This window comes from Bacillus cereus group sp. BfR-BA-01379 (genome assembly GCF_022663605.1).
In the GTDB taxonomy this organism is placed as follows: domain Bacteria; phylum Bacillota; class Bacilli; order Bacillales; family Bacillaceae_G; genus Bacillus_A; species Bacillus_A mobilis.
The window spans coordinates 1-288 of sequence record NZ_JAKUFT010000244.1; the positions used below are offsets into that span (position 1 = coordinate 1).

Here is a 288-nt window from a genome sequence, read left to right on the forward strand (position 1 = left end):
TTTTGTACTTCTGCTTTTGCTTGACCTTGCGCTTTTTCGATTTCCGCTTTCGCTAAACCTTCTACACGTACTTCTTCTGCACGAGCTCTCGCTTCAGCTTCAATCTTATATTGATCCGCATCTGCTTTTTTCATTTGTTTTACTTTTTCCGCTTCTGCTGATTGTTCAACAGCATAGCGATCCGCATCTGCCTTTTTCTTTACTTCTGCATCATATTGCTTTTCACGACGCGCAATCTCTTTTTCTTCTAATTCAATTTGCTTTTCACGCTCAATAATTTTAACTCGC

At 39.6% G+C, this 288-nt stretch carries 1 pseudogene; it reads right to left on the minus strand.

From position 1 onward, the window contains the following. Positions 1-288, minus strand: a pseudogene (locus MR113_RS27675) (flotillin family protein); the annotation flags it as partial.